Below are 16486 nucleotides of genomic sequence, written 5' to 3' on the forward strand. Positions count from 1 at the left end.
CCCCGCGCCGCTGCAGATCCGCGGTGGCCTCGACCATCGCCCGGTCCAGCGCCCGGCGGGCCTCTTCGAAGGCACGCAGCCCATCGAGGACCTCGTCGGCCGCGGCGGTGGGTCCGGCGGCGTCGACCAGCTGCGCGATGGCCTGCTGGAGGCGTTCGCGCGCGGTGCCGACCGGACCTGCGTCCATGCCCTGATCGTAGTCGAACACCAGTTCGAAGGAAGGTCGATCGACGCAGGTCAGCGACCGTCAGCCGCTCCGTCGGCGTCCCATCACAGTGCCCACTCCAAGGCCTGTGACCGTTCATCGCACTTCACTCACCGCTCCCCACGAACGTGCCCGTCCCACCTGGATGGCCGAGTGTGATCGAGGGTGTGCGTCCCCCCGCACGGCTCCGGCCCGTCCCTCTGGCGCGCCGCGTCGCCCAGGACGTGGCACACCCTCGATCTCATTAGGCTCCGCCCGGTGGAGAACGACGACGAGCGGATCGCGCTGTTCCTCGACTACGAGAACCTCGCGATCGGCGCGCGGGACGGGCTGGGCGTGGCGCCCTTCGACCTGGGCCCGGTGGCGGACGCGCTGGCGGAGCGCGGTCGGGTCGTGGCCCGCCGGGCGTACGCGGACTGGTCGGCCTTCGACGAGGACCGCAGGCTGCTCGCCCGGCAGCAGGTGGAGCTGATCGAGATCCCGCAGCGGCTCGGGGTGACCCGCAAGAACGCCGCGGACATCAAGCTCGCCGTCGACGCGATCGAGCTGGCCTACGAGCGCGGCTTCATCACCACGTTCGCCATCGGCACCGGCGACTCCGACTTCACCCCGCTCGTCCACAAGCTCCGCGAGATGGACAAGCGCGTGATCGGGATCGGCGTGGAGTCGTCGACGTCGCGGCTGCTGCCGCCCGCCTGCGACGAGTTCCTGTTCTACGACCGGCTCCCCGGCGTCGAACCCAAGCCGGCGCCGCGCCGGTCGAGCCGCCGGGCCGTCGTCGTCGAGCCCGATCCCGCGCCGGCACCCGAGCCGGAACCGGAGGAGGCGGCGCCCGCCGAGGACGACGAGCGCGACGACGTCGGCAAGCTCGTGGCCAGCACCCTCGCCGGCCTGCAGCGGCACACCGACGGACCGGTCCTCGCCTCGCGGCTCAAGCGGGCGATCCTCCGCAAGGACCCCACGTTCGACGAGGCGGACTGGGGCTACCGCGGCTTCGGCGAGTTGCTCCGCCACCTCCAGGAGGAGAGGACGGTCGAGCTCGGCGAGGGGTCCGCCCAGGGCGACCCGACGGTGACCTTCCCGGAACCCCGCCCCGACGACGACGCGTTCGGCCTGCTCGTCGAGGTCGTCCGCGAGCTGGGCCGGCCGCAGCTCTCCGGGCTGAAGAACCAGCTACGCAAGCGGCGGCCGGACTTCAGCGAGAAGCGCTACGGCTTCAACGGCTTCCTGACCTTCGTCCGCGCCGCCCGCGCCCGCGGCCTCGTCGAGATGGAGCGCGACGACGACCTGGGCGACTACGTCCTCTCGGTGCCTCGGTAGATCAGGTGGCGGCCTTGGAGCCGTCGGGCGCCACGGCGAACCACGTGCCGCCGGTGCCCTGCCCCGCGGTGGTGGTGAGGCTGCCGTCGTCGCCGGCGTAGCGGTACAGCGGCCAGCCGGCGAGGGTGACCTGCTTGCTGCCGTCCTCCCGTGTGACCGTGCCGACCTTGGTCGAGTCGACGCCCATCAGTTCGGGCTGCTGCCCGTCGGGGAGCAGGACCGGCGGCCACTCGGCGGCGCAGTCCTCGGTGCAGGTCGTCGCCGACGGGGAGGCGGAGTCGCCGTCGAAGCGGTGCATCACGTGCCCCGCCGCGTCGGTGACGACCGTGCCGAGCGGCCCGCTCTGCACGGCCCACAGCTCGACGCCGCCGTCGCCGTGGTGCATGCCCGCCATGTCACCGCTCATGCCCTGCATGCCCTGCATGGACGACACGTCGTGGCCCTGCATCGGCATCTGCTGGCTCTGCGCCTGGGGGGCGGTCGGCTCGTCCTGCGCCCCGGAACCGCAGGCGCTCAGGGCGAGGGTCCCGGCGGCGGCCAAGCCGACCAGGATCAGGTGCGTGCGGCCCATCGGGGCTCCTCTCGTCTCGGCGGAGACGGTAGGGCCCGGCACGACGGAGGACGCGCGACCTGAAGGGGAGGTTGCCTCCCTGCCGCCGATCCGCGCCCACGGCGAGGCGAGCGGGCGCGGGTTGCTCCGCGGGGAGCAGCTGGCTCAGCCGGACGAGGGGGTCCCGTTCTCAGGTTCGTCGACGAGCGGGCGAGCGGCCGTGCGACGATCCGCCCGTGGAGGACGACGGGCTCGCGGACGCGCTGCACCGCGCCGCCGACGCCGCGGCGGCCTTCCGCGCCTCGCTCCCCGCGCGGCCGGTGGCCGCGTCCGCCGGACCGGAGGAGCTCGACGAGGCCTTCGGCGGGCCGCTCCCGCGCACCGGAACCGCCCCGGGCGCGGTGGTCGACGCCCTGGTCGCCGCGGCGGGCCCGGGCCTGACGGCCAGCGCAGGCCCGCGCTACTTCGGCTTCGTCGTCGGCGGGGCGCTGCCGGCGGCGACCGCGGCCGAGGTGTTGACCGCGGGCTGGGACCAGTGCGCCTTCACCACCGCCCTGTCCCCGGCGGCCGCCGCGGCGGAGCGGGCGGCCGGTCGCTGGGTGCTGGAACTGCTGGGTCTGCCGCCCACCGCGTCGGTCGGCTTCGTCACCGGAGGGCAGGCGGCGAACACCGTCGGCCTGGCCGCGGCCCGGCACCACGTGCTCGCTGCCGCGGGATGGGACGTCGAGGCCGACGGGCTGGCCGGGGCTCCCCGCGTCCGGCTCGTCGCGAGCGCGGAACGGCATGCGACGATCGACCGCGCGGCGCGGCTGCTCGGCCTCGGCCGCAGCGCCGTCGTGCCGGTGGCGGCCCGCCCGGACGGGGCGATCGACGTCGCCGACCTCGGCCGGGTCCTCGCCGGGGTGCGGGGCGAACCGGTCGTCGTCTGCCTGCAGGCCGGCAACGTCAACACCGGTGCCTGCGACGACCTGCGCGTCGCCGCCGGTCTCGCCCGCGAGCACGGAGCGTGGGTGCACGTCGACGGCGCGTTCGGGCTGTGGGCCGCCGCCGATCCCGGTCTCGCCCACCTCGTCGACGGCCGCGAGCTCGCCGACTCGTGGGCCGTCGACGGACACAAGTGGCTCAACGTCCCCTACGACTCCGGCTTCGCGATCTGCGCCCACCCCGCGGTGCACGCCGCGGCCCTGAGCTACACGGCGAGCTACCTGACCGGCTCGGGCGCGGCGGTGCCCGAGCTCGGCGACCTGACGCCGGAGTCCTCGCGCCGCGCCCGCGGGTTCGCGGTGTGGGCCGCGCTGCGGGAGCTGGGCGCCGACGGCGTCGCCGAGCTGGTCGGGCGCTGCTGCCGGCTGGCGCGCCGGTTCGCCGACCGGCTCGCCGAGGGCGGCGCGGAGAACGGCGCGGAGAACGGTGCGGAGATCGGGGTGGAGATCCCGGCGCCGGTCGTCCTCAACCAGGTCCTGGCCGGGTTCGGCGACGACGACCGCACGGACCGGGTGATCGAGGGCGTGCAGCGCGAGGGCACGTGCTGGATGGGGGGCACGACCTGGCGCGGTCGCCGGTACATGCGGATCGCGGTCAGCAACGCGACCACCACCGAGGCCGACGTCGACGCGTCGGCCGCGGCGGTGCTGCGGGTCGCGCGGCGTGTCTAGGCGTTCCGGATCGTCAGCCCGCCGTCGACGACGATCGTCGCCCCGGTGATGAACGACGACGCGGGCATGAGCAGCGAGACCGTGACGTGCGCGACCTCCTCCGGGTCGCCGTAGCGGCGCAGCGCGGTGCGGCGGAGGGCGAAGATCTCCTTGTCGGAGTCCGGGATCCGCGCGGTCATGTTCGTGCGGATCGGGCCCGGGCACACGCAGTTCACCGTCACGCCGGTCTTGCCGTACTCCACCGCGAGCGAGCGGGTCAGGCCGATCACGCCGTGCTTCGAGCTGGTGTACGGGGCGATCTGGGCGGTCGCGCCCAGCCCCTCGGTGGAGGCGATGTTGACGATGCGGCCGTCGCCGTTGCGGACCAGGTCGGGCAGCGCGGCCCGGGCGAACAGGGTCTGCGCGGTGAGGTTCACGGCGAGGGTGGTCGCCCAGGCCTCGGCGAACCCCTCGTCGTCGAACGGCAGGTGGATGCTGACACCGGCGTTGTTGACCAGCCCGTCGAGCGGGCCGAGCGCCTCGCGGACCTCGGCGACGGCGGCGGCCGGTGCGGCGGGGTCGGACACGTCGGCGACGACCGGGTGCACGGTGGCCCCGACGCCGCGGATCTCGTCGGCCACGGCCTTGAGTCCTTCGGCGTCGCGGTCGACGATCCCGACCTTCGCGCCCTCGTCGGCGAGCAGGTGGGCGGTCGCCCGCCCCATCCCGCTCGCGGCGCCGGTGACGAGGACGACCCGGTCGGCGACCGACCGGCTGAGCTTCGTGAGACGCGGCATGGATCAGGACTACCAGGAATCGGCGCGGAACTGAACGCTCGCTCAGGAGTACGGCGATACGACTTGGGTATGCATAACTCATGCATGAATCGCGCCTCGGCAATCTGCTCGGCGCCGCCGCCCTGGCCCTGTCCGACCTGATGCTGGCCCGGGTGCGGGAGCTGGCCGGGGTGAGCGTGAGCGGCGCCGCAGCACTGGTCGTGCTCGCCCACGAACCGGGGCTGAGCGTGACGGAGCTCGGCCGGCGGGTGGGGCTCTCGCAGCCGGCGACCGCGCGGATGGTGATGTCGCTGGAGGCGGCGGACCTGGCGCGGCGCGGGCCCGGCGAGGGCCGGACGGTCCCGGTCGCGCTCACGGCGGCGGGCGAACGGACGGTCCGGGAGGTCCTCACCGGCCGCGCGGCGGGTACGGAGCAGATCCTGGCCGGCCTCGGCGAGGACGACCGCCGGATCCTGACCCGCCTCCTCGAAGGGCTCCTCGTGCAGCTCTACGGCGAGGTCGGCAGCGCGGATGTGCTCTGCCGGCTCTGCGACCGGGCCCGGTGCACGGACGGCGCGGTCTGCCCCGTCGGACAGGCCGAACGGGACCGGGGGCGGTGACCGGTGGGCGCCGCACTCGCCCTGGTCTCGGCGCTGAGCTACGGGCTGTCCGACGTCGTCGGAGGGATCGTCGCCCGGCGGATGCGGGCCGTGCACGTGGCCTTCCTGGGTCAGCTCGGCGGGCTGCTGGCCATGGCGGTCGCCGCTCCGCTGCTGACGCCGGCGCGGCCGGCGATGCCCGACCTCCTGTGGGGTGGGCTCTCCGGCCTCGGGACCGGGCTCGGGATGGCGTTCCTGTTCCGCGGCATGGGCCGGGGCGCGATGTCGGTCGTGGTCCCGGTGAGCGCCGTCGGCGGCGTGGCCCTCCCCGTGCTGGTCGGCGTGACGCTGCTCGGCGAGCGGCCGGGCTGGCCGACCTGGGTCGGGGTGGGGCTGGCCCTGCCCGCGCTCTGGCTGGTCTCCCGGCCCTCGAGCAGGCCGACGGACGTCGGCCCGACGCCCGGCTCCGTGGCGGACGGGCTGGTCGCCGGGGTCGGGATCGCGGTCCAGTACCTCGCGCTCGCCCGGTCCGCCTCTGCCGCCGGGCTCTGGCCGGTACTGGCGGGCCGGGTCGTCGCGCTCGTCGCCGTCGGGGTCCTGGCCTGCACGCTGATGCGCGGCCTGCCCGGCCGGACCGCCGACGGCGAGCGACGGGCCGGGGCCCGGGAGCTGGCCGCGGCCGGCGGGTCCGGCGTGCTCGCCGCCGTGGCGCTGACCGCCTACCTGGTGGCGGCGCAGAGCGGGTTCGTGACGGTCGCGGTGGTGCTGTCCTCGCTCTACCCTCTCGTCCCGGTGGCGATCGGGGTCGCCGTCCTCGGCGAGCGCCTCTCCCGCGGGCAGGTGCTCGGCCTGTTCGCGGCGACCGCCGCCGCCCTGCTGATCGCGCTGTCCTGATCGCGCCGGTCAGGGCAGGAACAGGCGCACGACCTGCTGCTCGACGGCGGCGCCGGTGGACAGGTCGGCGATGAAGCTGGAGACGATCGTGCCGGTCGCACCGGCGTAGCGACCCCGGCCCGCGACCCGCCACGCGACCGTGCCCTGCATGACCGGCTCGCCCTCGGCCGAGGGCTCCATCGACCCCTGCCCGATGGTCGTGAGGTCCAGGGTGCCGTCGCCGAGGTTCATCGTCCCCACCTCGTCGAACGTGGTCTGCCCGGTGAGCTGCACCCGGGTCTCGTAGCTGGCGAGGTCGGGTGCGTCGCCGGGGTCGCCGTCGAGCACGGTCACCCGGCCGCTGCCGGACTTCACCGCGAGGACGGGCGGCTCGCCCTCCGGGGGCGCGGCCTGGGGTTCGAACGACAGGAGCAGGGTCAGGCGGCGCACGGCGACCTCCTCGCCTCGGTGTGCGGGGAGGCTCGACCCGATCTCGGGAACCGTTAGGCGGGCGGGACGGGTTGGGTGAGGTTGACCGTGTTGCCGTCCGGGTCCTGGATGTGCGCCACCCGCTGGCCCCACGGCATGTCGTTCGGCGGACCGAGCACGGTGCCGCCCAGCGCCTCGACCCGCTCGAGGCGGGCGCGCACGTCGTCGACGTCGATGCTGAGCAGGACGGGGCCCGGTCCGGTGGGCGCCTTCTCGTCGTTGACCAGGCCGAACTCGGCGGCGCCTGCGCGCAGCCCGACGAAGAACGGCGCGCCGTCCGCCGGGTACCGCTGGGTCTCCTCGGCGTCGAGCAGGCCGCGGTAGAAGGCGAGCATCCCGGGAAGGTCGCTGGTCAGGAGGATCGGCTGGATCGTCGTCACGCCAGGAGGGACCGCTCCGGCGCGCGGAAGTCATCGCTCACGCCTGCACCCACAGGCTCACGGCCAGCCCGACGCCGGCGAGGGCGATGCCGATCCGCAGCGGCGTGGCCGGAACCCGCCGCACGATCGCGGGCCCGACGCGGGCCCCGAGGAGCAGACCCGCGGCCAGCACGCCGACGGCGGCCCAGTCGACGGGGGCGACGATCGCGAACACCACCGCCGCGACCAGGTTCGCCGCCCCGGTCGCGACGTTCTTGGCGGCGTTGGAGCGGGCGAGGCTCTGCGACCACGCCACCGACAACAGGGCCAGCATCATCACGCCGGCGGCGGCCCCGAAGTAGCCGCCGTAGAGCGCGACCCCGAACGCTGCGACCAGGGTGAGCGGGCCGAGCGGAGTGGCACCGCGCCCCGGCCGGGCGGACTCGGCGCGGCGCTGGGCCCACCTCCGCAGCCGCGGCGCCGCGACGAGCAGCGCCGAGGCCAGCAGGATCAGCCACGGCACGATCACCTCGAACGTGTCCGGCGGCGTGACCAGCAGCAGCGCGCTCCCGGCCGCCCCGCCGACGGCGGTGAGCAGGCACAGCCGCGCCAGCGTCCGGCCCTGCCCCGCGAGCTCGGGACGGGACCCGGCGACCGAGCCGACGGTCGTCCCGAGCATCGCGACGGTGTTGGTGACGTTGGCGATCACCGGCGGCAACCCGACGGCGAGCAGTGCCGGATACGACACCAGTGAGGCCAGCCCGGCGACGGACCCGGTGAGGCCACCGCCGATCCCGGCGAGGAACAGGAAACCGAGCTGCCAGACGCTCACGGGACGGGCGTGACCAGGGTGCCGTCGGCGAGGAACCGGTCGAGGTTCTCCAGGGTCGGTGAGGGCTTCATCCGGCCCATCGAGAGCACGCGCGTCATCGGTCCCCTTCCGTGAGCCTCCATCCTGCGGCAGGCACCCTGGAGCGCTCCACGGAATGTGAGCCGTCACCGGTTCGCGAAGGCCGCCCGGATCTGCGCCTGCTGGTCCAGCCGGATGCTGCCGGCCAGGCCGACGAGCGCGCGGTGGAAGTGCTGGTCGGCGCCGGCGACACGGACCAGCACCCGCTCGGCGACCAGCTGTGACAGGGCCTCACGCACCGTGTTCCGGGAGACCCCGAGCGCATGGGAGAGCGCCCGCTCGGGTAAACCGCCACCGGTCATGTCCGGCGGGAGGGCACATGAGCGCGAACGGCGGCAAGTCACACGGCAGGACGCACGGCGGGGCGGCGGGCGGGGACCCGGCGGCGGTCGACGCGGGCCCGCACGCCCCGGGCGTCGCCTCCGGCACCAGCCGGCCGGAGGGCGGGGGGAAGGGCCGCGCCCCGGCGTCGGGCCCGGCCACCGCCGTCGCGAAGGGCCGCCGCGGCGCGCTGCTCGGCGCGATGTTCCTGATGGCGACCAGCGCCATCGGCCCAGGCTTCATCACCCAGACCACGACCTTCACCGTCCAGCTCGGTGCGGCCTTCGCCTTCGCGATCCTGGTGTCGATCCTCATCGACGTCGCCGTGCAGCTGAACGTCTGGCGGGTCGTCGGCGTCTCCGGCCGCCGGGCCCAGGACCTGGGCAACCGGGTGGCGCCCGGCGTCGGCTGGGTGCTCGCGGCGCTGGTGCTGATCGGCGGGTTCGTCTTCAACATCGGCAACGTCGGCGGCACGGGCCTCGGCCTCAACGCCATGCTGGGCGCGAACGCGAAGATCGGCGGGGCGGTCTCGGCGGCGATCGCGATCGCGATCTTCCTCAGCAAGCGGGCCGGGGTCGCCCTGGACCGGATCGTGGTGCTGCTCGGCGTCGTCATGATCGGCATGACGGCCTACGTCGCGATCGTCTCGCACCCCCCGCTCGGCCAGGCGATGCGCAGCTTCGTGCTGCCGGACACCGTCAGCTTCCTGTCGATCACCACGTTGATCGGCGGCACCGTCGGCGGCTACATCACCTACGCCGGCGCGCACCGGATGCTGGACTCCGGGGTGACCGGGCCGGAGAACGTCGGGCCGATCACCCGCAGCTCCGTGCTCGGCGTGATCGTCACCGGGGTCATGCGGATCGTGTTGTTCCTGGCGGTGCTCGGCGTGGTCTCGGGCGGCGTCGCGCTGGCGAAGGAGAACCCGTCGGCGAGCGCCTTCCGGGCCGCGGCCGGCCAGGTCGGCCTGCACCTGTTCGGCGTGATCCTCTGGGCAGCCGCGATCACCTCGGTCATCGGCGCGGCGTACACGTCGGTCTCCTTCCTCACCACCGACCGCACGAAGCCACGCACCCGGAACCTGCTGACCGTCGCCTTCATCGCGCTGAGCGCGGTGGCCTACCTGCTGATCGGGACCGCGCCCGTCACGCTGCTGGTGTTCGCGGGCGCCTTCAACGGGCTGATCCTGCCGATCGGCTTCACCGTGGTGCTGTGGGTGGCCTGGCGGCGCCGCGACCTGCTCGGCGGCTACCGGTACCCGCGCTGGCTGCTGGCCATCGGCGTCCTCGCCTGGCTGATCGCGCTCTACCTCGGCTGGTCCTCGCTGGCTGCGGTGGGCAGCCTGTTCGCATGAGCTTCGACCTGAACTCCGACCTCGGCGAGTCCTTCGGCCGCTGGGAGCTCGGCGACGACGAGGCCATGCTCGGGCTGGTGACCAGCGCGAACGTCGCCTGCGGGTTCCACGCCGGGGATCCGTCGACGCTGCGCCGGACCGTCGCGGGCGCGGCGGCGAACGGGGTGGTCGTGGGCGCGCAGGTCGCCTACCGCGACCTCGCGGGCTTCGGCCGCCGGTTCATCGACGTGCCGCCCGCGGACCTCACCGCCGACGTGCTGTTCCAGATCGGCGGGCTGGAGGCGATGTGCCGGGTCGCCGGGACGGCCGTCCGGTACGTCAAGCCGCACGGGGCGCTCTACAACGCCGCGGTGCACCACCGGGAGCAGGCGAGGGCCGTGGTGGCTGCGGTCGCCGAGTACGACGCCGCGCTGCCGATCCTCGGCCTGCCCGGCTCCGAGCTGCTGCGTGCGGCCGAGGAGGCCGGCCTGCGCGGAGTGCCCGAGTTCTTCGTCGACCGGGGCTACACGCCGGAGGGCGCGCTGGTCTCCCGCCGCGAGGAGGGCGCCGTCCTGCACGATCCCGAGGAGGTCACCGCGCGCCTGCTGCGGATGCTCGACGAGGGCGTGGTGCGGGCCGTCGACGGCTCGGACGTGCGGGTCTCGGCCGAGTCGGCCTGCGTGCACGGCGACTCCCCGGGTGCCGTCGGCATGGCCACCGCGGTGCGGGCGGGCCTGGAGAAGGCCGGTGTGGAGCTGAAGGGGTTCGTGTGAGGGCCCTGCCCTACGGCGACGCCGCGCTCCTGCTCGAGCCCGAGGAGGAGAGCGACGGGATCATCTCGGCGGTCGTCGCCCTGGCCGACGCCTGCCGCGCGGCCGAGCTGCCCGGGGTGCTCGACGTCGTCCCGGCGGCCCGGACCGTGCTGCTCGTCGCTGAACCCGGCTCCGACCTCGGGCGGCTCCGCGCGGCCGTCGACGGGCTGGACGTCCGGCCGGCCGAGGCGGGTGCGCCGGCCGGGACCGTGGAGATCCCGGTGGTCTACGACGGCCCGGACCTCGACGACGTCGCCCGGCTGACCGGCCTGGACCGCGCGGAGGTCGTCGCCGCGCACACCGGAACGCCGTGGCGGGTGGCCTTCGGCGGGTTCGCCCCCGGCTTCGCCTATCTCTCCGGCGGCGACCCGCGGCTGCACGTGTCGCGCCGCGAGGAGGCCCGCACGAAGGTCCCGGCCGGGGCGGTGGGGCTGGCCGGGGAGTTCAGCGGGGTCTACCCGCGGCCGTCGCCGGGCGGGTGGCAGCTGATCGGGCACACCGAGGCGCAGCTCTGGGACCTCGACCGCGACCCGCCCGCGCTGCTGCAACCGGGCGCCGAGGTGCGGTTCGTGGAGGCCCCGTGATCGAGGTCCTCGATCCCGGCCCGCAGGCCCTGGTCCAGGACCTGGGCCGGCCCGGCCTGGCCGCGATCGGCGTCGGGCGGTCCGGGGCGGCCGACCGCGCGTCGTTGTGCCTGGGCAACCGCCTCCTGGCCAACGACGAGGGTGCCGCCGGCGTCGAGATCCTCCTCGGCGGGTTCGCCGCCCGGGCCCACACCGACCTGCTGGTCGCGCTCACCGGCGCCCCCGCCCCGGCGACCGTCGACGGCCGACCGGTCGGGCACCAGGCGCACGTCCGGCTCCGGCGCGGGCAGGAGCTGCGGCTCGGCCCGCCGCCGGCCGGCCTGCGCACCTACCTGTGCGTGCGCGGCGGGATCGCCGTGCCCCCGGTGCTCGGCGCGCGCAGCACGGACGTCCTCTCCGGCATCGGCCCCGAGCCCCTGGAGAAGGGGGCCGAGCTGCCGATCGGCCCGGAACCCGAGGCGTACCCGGTGATCGACTACGCGCCGGTCGCGCCGCCGGCCGCGGGGCTCGTGACGCTCCGGGCGATCTCCGGGCCGCACGCCGAGCACGCCGTGGACCCCGGGGCGCTGGCGACCTCCCGCTGGGTCGCCTCCGGCCGCACCGACCGCGTCGGCATGCGCCTCGAGGGCGCCGCGCTGGAGGTCGCGGAGGGCGCCGGCTCGCTGCCCAGCGAGGGGCTCACCCGCGGCGCGATCCAGCTGCCGCCCGGCGGGGAGCCCGTCGTCTTCCTCGCCGACCACCCCGTGACCGGTGGCTACCCCGTGATCGCCGTGCTGCGCGACGCCGACGTCGACCGTGCTGCGCAGATCCGTCCCGGCCAACCCGTCCGTATCACGCTGAGCAGGGAGAACACGTGGAGGACCTGACCCCCGCCGAGGCCCGCGCCCGCTTCCGCGCCGGTCTCGTGACCCCGACCGCCGGCTGGTGTGCCGGCTGGACGCAGGCCAACCTGATCGCGCTGCCCCGCGACCTGGCCTGGGACTTCCTGCTGTTCGCGCAGCGCAACCCACAGCCCTGCCCGGTGCTCGACGTCCTGGAGCCCGGGGAGTTCGGCGGCCCGATCCTCGACGGCGACGTCCGCACCGACATCCCGCTCTACCGCGTCTACCGCGACGGCGTGCAGGTCGCCGAGACCCCTAATGCCCGCGAGTTCTGGCGCGACGACCTCGTCGCGTTCCTCGTGGGCTGCAGCTTCACCTTCGAGCGGGCGCTGCTGGCCGCGGGCGTCCCGGTGCGGCACGTCGAGGAGGGCCGCAACGTCCCGATGTACCGGACGGGCCGGCGGTGCCGCGGCGCCGGCGCGCTCGGCGGCCCCATGGTCGTCTCGATGCGTCCGGTCCCGGAGCACCTGGTGGACACGGCGATCGCCGTGACCGCCCGCTACCCGTCCGTGCACGGGGCGCCGGTGCACGTCGGCGACCCCGCCGGGCTGGGCATCGCCGACCTGGCCGCCCCGGACTACGGCGACGCCGTGACCGTCCGGGAGGGCGAGGTCCCGGTGTTCTGGGGGTGCGGGGTCACGCCGCAGGCCGCCGTCGTCGAGTCCCGGCCCTCGCTCGCGATCGCGCACGCCCCGGGCCACATGCTGATCACCGACGCCCGCGACGCGGACTACCTCGTCGGCCCCGAGCCCCTGGTCGGGGCTTCTTAGGTCTCGTCGCTGCGTCGGTCGCGACCTACGCGCCCGGGGCCGAGGGAGCGAACCAGTCGAAGAGCAGGAAGGTGGCGTCCTCGGCCAGGTCGCCCCCGACATGGCGGCGCAGGGCGCCCGCGAGCCGGCGTGGGAGGTCGACGAGGTCGGGCCGGCCGGCGGCGAGTTCATCGATGATGCGGCCGAGGCCGTAGGGGGCGCCGACCACGTCGGCGGCGGACAGAGCGCCGTCGGAGGCGAGGAGCAGCGCGTCCCCGGCGCGCAGATCGATCGCATGAGCGCGGTAGGGCGGGCGCTCGACGAGGCCGAGCGGGTACTGCGCCTCGAGCGCGAGTTCGGTGACGGTGGTGCCGCGACGGCGCAGGGCCACGGCCGACCCGGCGTGCACGGCCAGCGCGGTGCCGGTGGCGAGGTCGATCTGGACCAGGAGGCCCTGCACGGACCCGTGGCCGTGGTGGCGGTCGTAGAGGGCCTGGTCGGTGAGGCCGGCCTGCTCGGCCAGCGGTACGCCGAGGCGCCGGGCATTGCGCAGCGCGGCGACCGCGAGGTCGGCGACCTGGGTGGCGCCGATGCCGCGCCCGGTCGCGTCGAGCACCGCCAGCCAGACCGTGTCCTCGTCGTGGGACCAGTCGTAGAGGTCGGTGGTCACCCGCGGGGCGGGCTCGATGAGCGCGTGCACCGCGAAGCTCGGGGTGCTCAGTCCGGGCGGGGGCAGCAGCTGCCACTGCAGTTCGGCGTTGATGCTGTAGTCGTAGGCGCGACGGCGGGTCTCGAGAGCGTCGGTCACGGCGTCGGCCTGGAACAGCAACAACGCCAGGACCTCGCCCAGGCGGGTCAGCTCGGCGTCGGTGCCCGGCAACGGGTCGAGGTCGTAGACGGTCAGGACACCGAGGGCGTGGCCGCGCACGGCGACGGGCACGTGGGTGGCATGTGCGGCGGGCACGCGCTGAACCCGGCCGGTCGTCAGCGCCCGGCCCGCCTCGGTCTCGGTCACGAGCAGCCGGTCCAGGGCGCCGTCGGAAGGCGCCGAACCGGCGGGATGCAGGAAGCGGAAGGTGCGGTCGACCAGCCGCAGTTCGATGCGCTCGGCACCGAGCTCGGCGCGGACCGCCCGGGTCGCGGTCAGGGGCAACTGCGGACCGGCACCGCGCAGTGCATGCTCGACGAGCGTGGCGCAGGCGCGGGCGAGCCATCCGCTCACGGCGCCGCCCCGCCGGCCTGCTCGCCCAGGGCGACGGTGAAGGCGCGGGCACCGCGCAGCAGCGCCGCCCGGTCCTGCTCGGTCATCCGCCCGGCCACCTCGGCCAACGCCCGCGCCCGTACGCCCGCGAACTCGTCCAGCATCCGGCGCCCGGCGGGAGTGAGCTCGAGCAGGGTGGCGCGCCGGTTCGTCGGGGACACCTGGCGACTGATGAGCCCGGCTGCGGTCAACCGGTCGCTGAGCCTGCTCGCGGTCGAGGGCAACAGCTCGAGATCCGCGGCGAGAGCGCTGACGTTGACCCGGCCCAGGCGCGCGAGGGCCTGCAGCGCGCGCAGCTGCCCCGGACCGACCGTCTCGTCCAGCCGCCCGAGAGCGGCGACGCTGACCTCGAGCAAGCCGCGAGCGGCCACTTCGAGTTCGGCGGCGTAGTCACCCCCGGCGTCACTCGGTGAAGCCACACGACCAGTGTCCTGCGTCCTCGCCACCCTCCTCGCACTCCTCACCCCGACGTTTGCGATGTGCATGTCGTGCAGTCTGCACGAATCGCTGGTACAACGGCGACATGGTCGCCGCGGTGAACCCTCGGGCCGATGACGCGCAAGCACCCGCGTTCACGGGTGCGCACGAGCGGCACAAGCCTCACGACCCGTTCACCGCCGATGTCCTGAGCGTGACCGGCAACGTACTGGTGGCCCAGTACGTCCTGGCCGACCCCGGCGGCCCGCTCGCCTCCACCGGGCCGACAGCACGGGACGCCCCGCTCGCGCCCGTGGTGCACGTCGTCCAGGTCAGCGAGGTCCTCGACCAGCAGGCGGGCGCGCGCCTGCTCAGTGTGGTCGACGCCGAGGCACGGCTCGCCGGCCTCGACCAGCTCCGTTCCGACGACAGCCGCCCGGACGACGGCCGCCCGGACGACGGCAGGCCCGACGTCGGCCGGCCCACCGGCTGCCGGCCCAGCCACATCGTCATCGACCTGACCGCTGTCGAGGACGCCAGCACTGCCGGGCTCGCCGGGTTGCGTCACGCCTGCCGGGCAGCGGGAGATCACCACCTTCCCGTCGACGTGATCGCCGATCCGGACCTGCAGCTTCCCCAGCTCGAGCGTCAGCTCCTCGGACAGCTGTGCCGGTTCACGACCATCGGGGCACTGCTCACCGAACTGCGCAGCCAGCGGTCAGGGTGCCGCGACCGACGCGGCGACGTCGAACGGGGCCGCGTTGTCGCACCCGCGCATCGGCGCAGGGAAGGGTGAGCGTGCCGGATGGCGTCGACCGAACGGATCGCCGCTCCAGCGCAGTCGACGGAGCGCGCCCCGACCTGCGAGTCGGATCCACCGATCACGTCGGATCCGCCGACCACGGTGCTCCTGATCGACGACGACGCCCCATTTCGGTGCGCCCTCGGCGTGGCCCTCGCCGACGAGGGATTCGACGTGCTCACCGCGTGCGGGGAGGACGCCCTGGACGCGGTCGGGCGGAGCCCCGTCGATCTCGTCCTGCTGGACCTGATGCTGCCCGGGATGGCCGGGCTGACGGTGTGCCGGCAGCTGCGCGCCGCCGGCGATCTTCCGATCATCATCATCGGGCGCCCGGACAGCGAGGACGTCATCGCCGGGCTCGAGGCCGGCGCGGACGACTACGTGAGCAGACCCGTCCTCGCCGACGTGCTGGCCGCGCGGATCCGGGCCCGGCTGCGCCGATGCCACAACGGCTCCGCGACCAGTCGGCTGAGTGTCGGGGACCTCGAGATCCGACCGGACGAACGCGTGGTCCGGCGCAGCAGCGGACGGGATGCGGTCGAGATCCATCTGACCCCGACCGAGTTCCGGCTGCTCCTCCAACTGGCCTCTGCGCGCGGTCGCGTCGTGTCCCGCGAGGACCTGTTGCGGCGGGTCTGGGGCTACCGCTATGTCGGCGACACTCGACTGCTCGACGTCCACGTCAGGCGGCTGCGGTGCAAGATCGAGCCGAATCCGGACGAGCCGACTCTCGTGCTGACCGTGCGCTCCCTCGGGTACAAGGTCGCGCACCCAGGGCCGAACCCGACGCCCGATCAGCCTTCCTCCTCGCCGGGGACGGCTCCGGGTCCGGCTCGCCCGCCCACTGTCGGGGTCGGTGACCAGCCGCAGATCTGGTCGAGGTAGCCGGTCAGCGTCCGGCGGATCTCCTCCGGCGAGGTGAGGCACGGCCGTGCGCAGCCCTGGAAGATCAGGCCCTGGAGCAGCGCGTCGAGGCAGCAGGCGGCGGTCCGGGGGTCCAGGTCCGCCCGCAGCTCACCGCTGCCCTCCAGGATCCCGACGGCCCGGCGGGCCAACCGGCGGATCCCGGCGCCGGTCTCCTCGCTGATCGCCGCCAGCGCCGGCGACGACCGGGCGTGCGCCGCGAGGGCCAGGTAGATCTCGGGGTCGGCGCGCTGCCGCTCGTCGACGGGCAGCAGCGCGAGCAGCATCCGCTCCACGCCCTTGCGGTCCGCCGCCTCCACCAGCAGCGGCACCACCCGGGCCGCGCCGCTCGTCACCGTCTCGACCATCGCCGTCTGGAGCAGGGCGTCCTGCGTCGGGAAGTAGTACCGCAGGGCCGTGGGGGACAGGCCCGCCTCGGCGGCGACCGTGCGCACCGACACCCCGGCGATCCCGTCGCGCCGCAGCACGAGCCAGAGCGCCTCGACGATCCCGGCCCGCCTGGCGTCGTGGTCGGCGAGGCGGGGCACGGGCTTTGTGTACCACGGCGTGGCAGGTAGGTTCTGGTACAGCCGTACTAGCAACGCGCCGTGCCGGTGGGTGAACCGACGGGGGGTCGGCACGGACGTCGCGTGGTGCGGTCGAGCGTGGTCCCGGTCCGGTGACCGGGACCGCGCTTCCCCTGAATGC

21 protein-coding genes are annotated in these 16486 nt (G+C 74.8%); 11 read left to right on the top strand and 10 right to left on the bottom strand.

The window, feature by feature from the left end:
- Positions 1-187: hypothetical protein (locus tag LWC33_RS13985; protein WP_233304798.1), on the bottom strand; the 187-nt coding region annotated here is incomplete at its 3' end.
- Between the two features lie 276 nt (positions 188-463).
- Here LWC33_RS13985 and LWC33_RS13990 point away from each other — a divergent pair.
- Positions 464-1525, top strand: coding sequence for a PIN domain-containing protein (locus LWC33_RS13990; protein WP_233304799.1), 1062 nt, complete (start codon positions 464-466; stop codon positions 1523-1525).
- 1 nt (position 1526) lies between these two features.
- Here the strand turns inward: LWC33_RS13990 and LWC33_RS13995 are convergent, their stop codons facing one another.
- Complete coding sequence (locus LWC33_RS13995) at positions 1527-2096, bottom strand: hypothetical protein (RefSeq protein ID WP_233304800.1); 570 nt, start codon at positions 2094-2096, stop codon at positions 1527-1529.
- 215 nt (positions 2097-2311) lie between these two features.
- On the opposite strand from LWC33_RS13995, the gene LWC33_RS14000 reads away from it, so the two are divergent.
- Positions 2312-3730: a pyridoxal phosphate-dependent decarboxylase family protein gene (locus LWC33_RS14000; protein WP_233304801.1), complete on the top strand. Its 1419-nt coding sequence runs from the start codon at positions 2312-2314 to the stop codon at positions 3728-3730.
- Here the strand turns inward: LWC33_RS14000 and LWC33_RS14005 are convergent.
- Entirely contained in the window at positions 3727-4506 is a 780-nt protein-coding gene (locus LWC33_RS14005; protein ID WP_233304802.1) for an SDR family NAD(P)-dependent oxidoreductase, read from the bottom strand. The two genes, LWC33_RS14000 and LWC33_RS14005, sit on opposite strands and share 4 nt — an antisense overlap.
- An 80-nt stretch (positions 4507-4586) precedes the next feature.
- Between LWC33_RS14005 and LWC33_RS14010 the strand changes: the two genes are divergently transcribed.
- Together LWC33_RS14010 and LWC33_RS14015 are read left to right on the top strand one after the other, a co-directional pair.
- The gene (locus LWC33_RS14010; RefSeq protein WP_233304803.1) at positions 4587-5105 is read left to right on the top strand and encodes a MarR family winged helix-turn-helix transcriptional regulator; all 519 of its coding nucleotides are present in this window, start codon (positions 4587-4589) and stop codon (positions 5103-5105) included.
- Positions 5106-5108: 3 nt separating this feature from the next.
- On the top strand, positions 5109-5978 hold the full coding sequence (locus LWC33_RS14015) for an EamA family transporter (protein WP_233304804.1): 870 nt from the start codon (positions 5109-5111) through the stop codon (positions 5976-5978).
- A 9-nt stretch (positions 5979-5987) separates the two neighbouring features.
- On the opposite strand, the gene LWC33_RS14020 is transcribed toward LWC33_RS14015, so the two are convergent.
- From LWC33_RS14020 to LWC33_RS14035, 4 genes are all read right to left on the bottom strand, one after another.
- Positions 5988-6407, bottom strand: coding sequence for a hypothetical protein (locus LWC33_RS14020; RefSeq protein WP_233304805.1), 420 nt, complete (start codon positions 6405-6407; stop codon positions 5988-5990).
- Positions 6408-6460: 53 nt separating this feature from the next.
- The gene (locus tag LWC33_RS14025) at positions 6461-6826 is read right to left on the bottom strand and encodes a VOC family protein (protein WP_233304806.1); all 366 of its coding nucleotides are present in this window, start codon (positions 6824-6826) and stop codon (positions 6461-6463) included.
- Between the two features lie 37 nt (positions 6827-6863).
- Complete coding sequence (locus LWC33_RS14030) at positions 6864-7637, bottom strand: sulfite exporter TauE/SafE family protein (protein WP_233304807.1); 774 nt, start codon at positions 7635-7637, stop codon at positions 6864-6866.
- Between the two features lie 164 nt (positions 7638-7801).
- Entirely contained in the window at positions 7802-8017 is a 216-nt protein-coding gene (locus LWC33_RS14035; protein WP_233304808.1) for a GntR family transcriptional regulator, read from the bottom strand.
- 17 nt (positions 8018-8034) lie between these two features.
- Between LWC33_RS14035 and LWC33_RS14040 the strand changes: the two genes are divergently transcribed.
- The 5 genes from LWC33_RS14040 to LWC33_RS14060 are packed head-to-tail and all read left to right on the top strand — an operon-like array spanning position 8035 to position 12416.
- Positions 8035-9390: an NRAMP family divalent metal transporter gene (locus LWC33_RS14040; protein ID WP_233304809.1), complete on the top strand. Its 1356-nt coding sequence runs from the start codon at positions 8035-8037 to the stop codon at positions 9388-9390.
- Positions 9387-10142: a LamB/YcsF family protein gene (locus LWC33_RS14045; RefSeq protein WP_233304810.1), complete on the top strand. Its 756-nt coding sequence runs from the start codon at positions 9387-9389 to the stop codon at positions 10140-10142. Before LWC33_RS14040 ends, LWC33_RS14045 begins: the two co-directional genes overlap by 4 nt.
- The gene (locus LWC33_RS14050; protein ID WP_233304811.1) at positions 10139-10765 is read left to right on the top strand and encodes a 5-oxoprolinase subunit B family protein; all 627 of its coding nucleotides are present in this window, start codon (positions 10139-10141) and stop codon (positions 10763-10765) included. The genes LWC33_RS14045 and LWC33_RS14050 overlap by 4 nt, the downstream gene beginning before the upstream one ends.
- Positions 10762-11631: a 5-oxoprolinase subunit C family protein gene (locus LWC33_RS14055; protein WP_233304812.1), complete on the top strand. Its 870-nt coding sequence runs from the start codon at positions 10762-10764 to the stop codon at positions 11629-11631. The genes LWC33_RS14050 and LWC33_RS14055 overlap by 4 nt, the downstream gene beginning before the upstream one ends.
- The gene (locus LWC33_RS14060) at positions 11628-12416 is read left to right on the top strand and encodes a putative hydro-lyase (protein WP_233304910.1); all 789 of its coding nucleotides are present in this window, start codon (positions 11628-11630) and stop codon (positions 12414-12416) included. The genes LWC33_RS14055 and LWC33_RS14060 overlap by 4 nt, the downstream gene beginning before the upstream one ends.
- A gap of 25 nt (positions 12417-12441) precedes the next feature.
- On the opposite strand, the gene LWC33_RS14065 is transcribed toward LWC33_RS14060, so the two are convergent.
- Both LWC33_RS14065 and LWC33_RS14070 read right to left on the bottom strand, forming a co-directional pair.
- The gene (locus LWC33_RS14065; protein ID WP_233304813.1) at positions 12442-13617 is read right to left on the bottom strand and encodes a PP2C family protein-serine/threonine phosphatase; all 1176 of its coding nucleotides are present in this window, start codon (positions 13615-13617) and stop codon (positions 12442-12444) included.
- A complete protein-coding gene (locus tag LWC33_RS14070) occupies positions 13614-14075 on the bottom strand; it encodes a MarR family winged helix-turn-helix transcriptional regulator (RefSeq protein WP_233304814.1) in 462 nt (153 codons plus the stop codon). Before LWC33_RS14070 ends, LWC33_RS14065 begins: the two co-directional genes overlap by 4 nt.
- A 104-nt stretch (positions 14076-14179) precedes the next feature.
- Between LWC33_RS14070 and LWC33_RS14075 the strand changes: the two genes are divergently transcribed.
- Both LWC33_RS14075 and LWC33_RS14080 read left to right on the top strand, forming a co-directional pair.
- Positions 14180-14869 (top strand): hypothetical protein, encoded by a 690-nt coding sequence (locus tag LWC33_RS14075; RefSeq protein WP_233304815.1) that lies wholly within the window; start codon positions 14180-14182, stop codon positions 14867-14869.
- A 9-nt stretch (positions 14870-14878) separates the two neighbouring features.
- Positions 14879-15760 carry a winged helix-turn-helix domain-containing protein gene (locus tag LWC33_RS14080; RefSeq protein WP_233304816.1) on the top strand — a complete coding sequence of 294 codons (882 nt, stop codon included), beginning with the start codon at positions 14879-14881 and terminating at the stop codon, positions 15758-15760.
- On the opposite strand, the gene LWC33_RS14085 is transcribed toward LWC33_RS14080, so the two are convergent.
- Positions 15670-16326, bottom strand: coding sequence for a TetR/AcrR family transcriptional regulator (locus LWC33_RS14085; protein WP_233304817.1), 657 nt, complete (start codon positions 16324-16326; stop codon positions 15670-15672). The genes LWC33_RS14080 and LWC33_RS14085 overlap by 91 nt on opposite strands.
- Positions 16327-16486: the final 160 nt, after the last annotated feature.

The sequence above is a fragment of the Pseudonocardia terrae genome (genome assembly GCF_021343995.1).
In the GTDB taxonomy this organism is placed as follows: domain Bacteria; phylum Actinomycetota; class Actinomycetes; order Mycobacteriales; family Pseudonocardiaceae; genus Pseudonocardia; species Pseudonocardia terrae.

Excerpts from the sequence above, each read along its gene's own strand:
- LWC33_RS14040 (WP_233304809.1), top strand. The coding sequence starts at position 8,035 with ATGAGCGCGAACGGCGGCAAGTCACACGGCAGGACGCACGGCGGGGCG.
- LWC33_RS14075 (WP_233304815.1), top strand. The coding sequence starts at position 14,180 with ATGGTCGCCGCGGTGAACCCTCGGGCCGATGACGCGCAAGCACCCGCG.
- LWC33_RS14005 (WP_233304802.1), bottom strand. The coding sequence starts at position 4,506 with ATGCCGCGTCTCACGAAGCTCAGCCGGTCGGTCGCCGACCGGGTCGTC.
- LWC33_RS14035 (WP_233304808.1), bottom strand. The coding sequence starts at position 8,017 with ATGACCGGTGGCGGTTTACCCGAGCGGGCGCTCTCCCATGCGCTCGGG.
- LWC33_RS13995 (WP_233304800.1), bottom strand. The coding sequence starts at position 2,096 with ATGGGCCGCACGCACCTGATCCTGGTCGGCTTGGCCGCCGCCGGGACC.
- LWC33_RS14010 (WP_233304803.1), top strand. The coding sequence starts at position 4,587 with ATGCATGAATCGCGCCTCGGCAATCTGCTCGGCGCCGCCGCCCTGGCC.
- LWC33_RS14045 (WP_233304810.1), top strand. The coding sequence starts at position 9,387 with ATGAGCTTCGACCTGAACTCCGACCTCGGCGAGTCCTTCGGCCGCTGG.
- LWC33_RS14080 (WP_233304816.1), top strand. The coding sequence starts at position 14,879 with ATGGCGTCGACCGAACGGATCGCCGCTCCAGCGCAGTCGACGGAGCGC.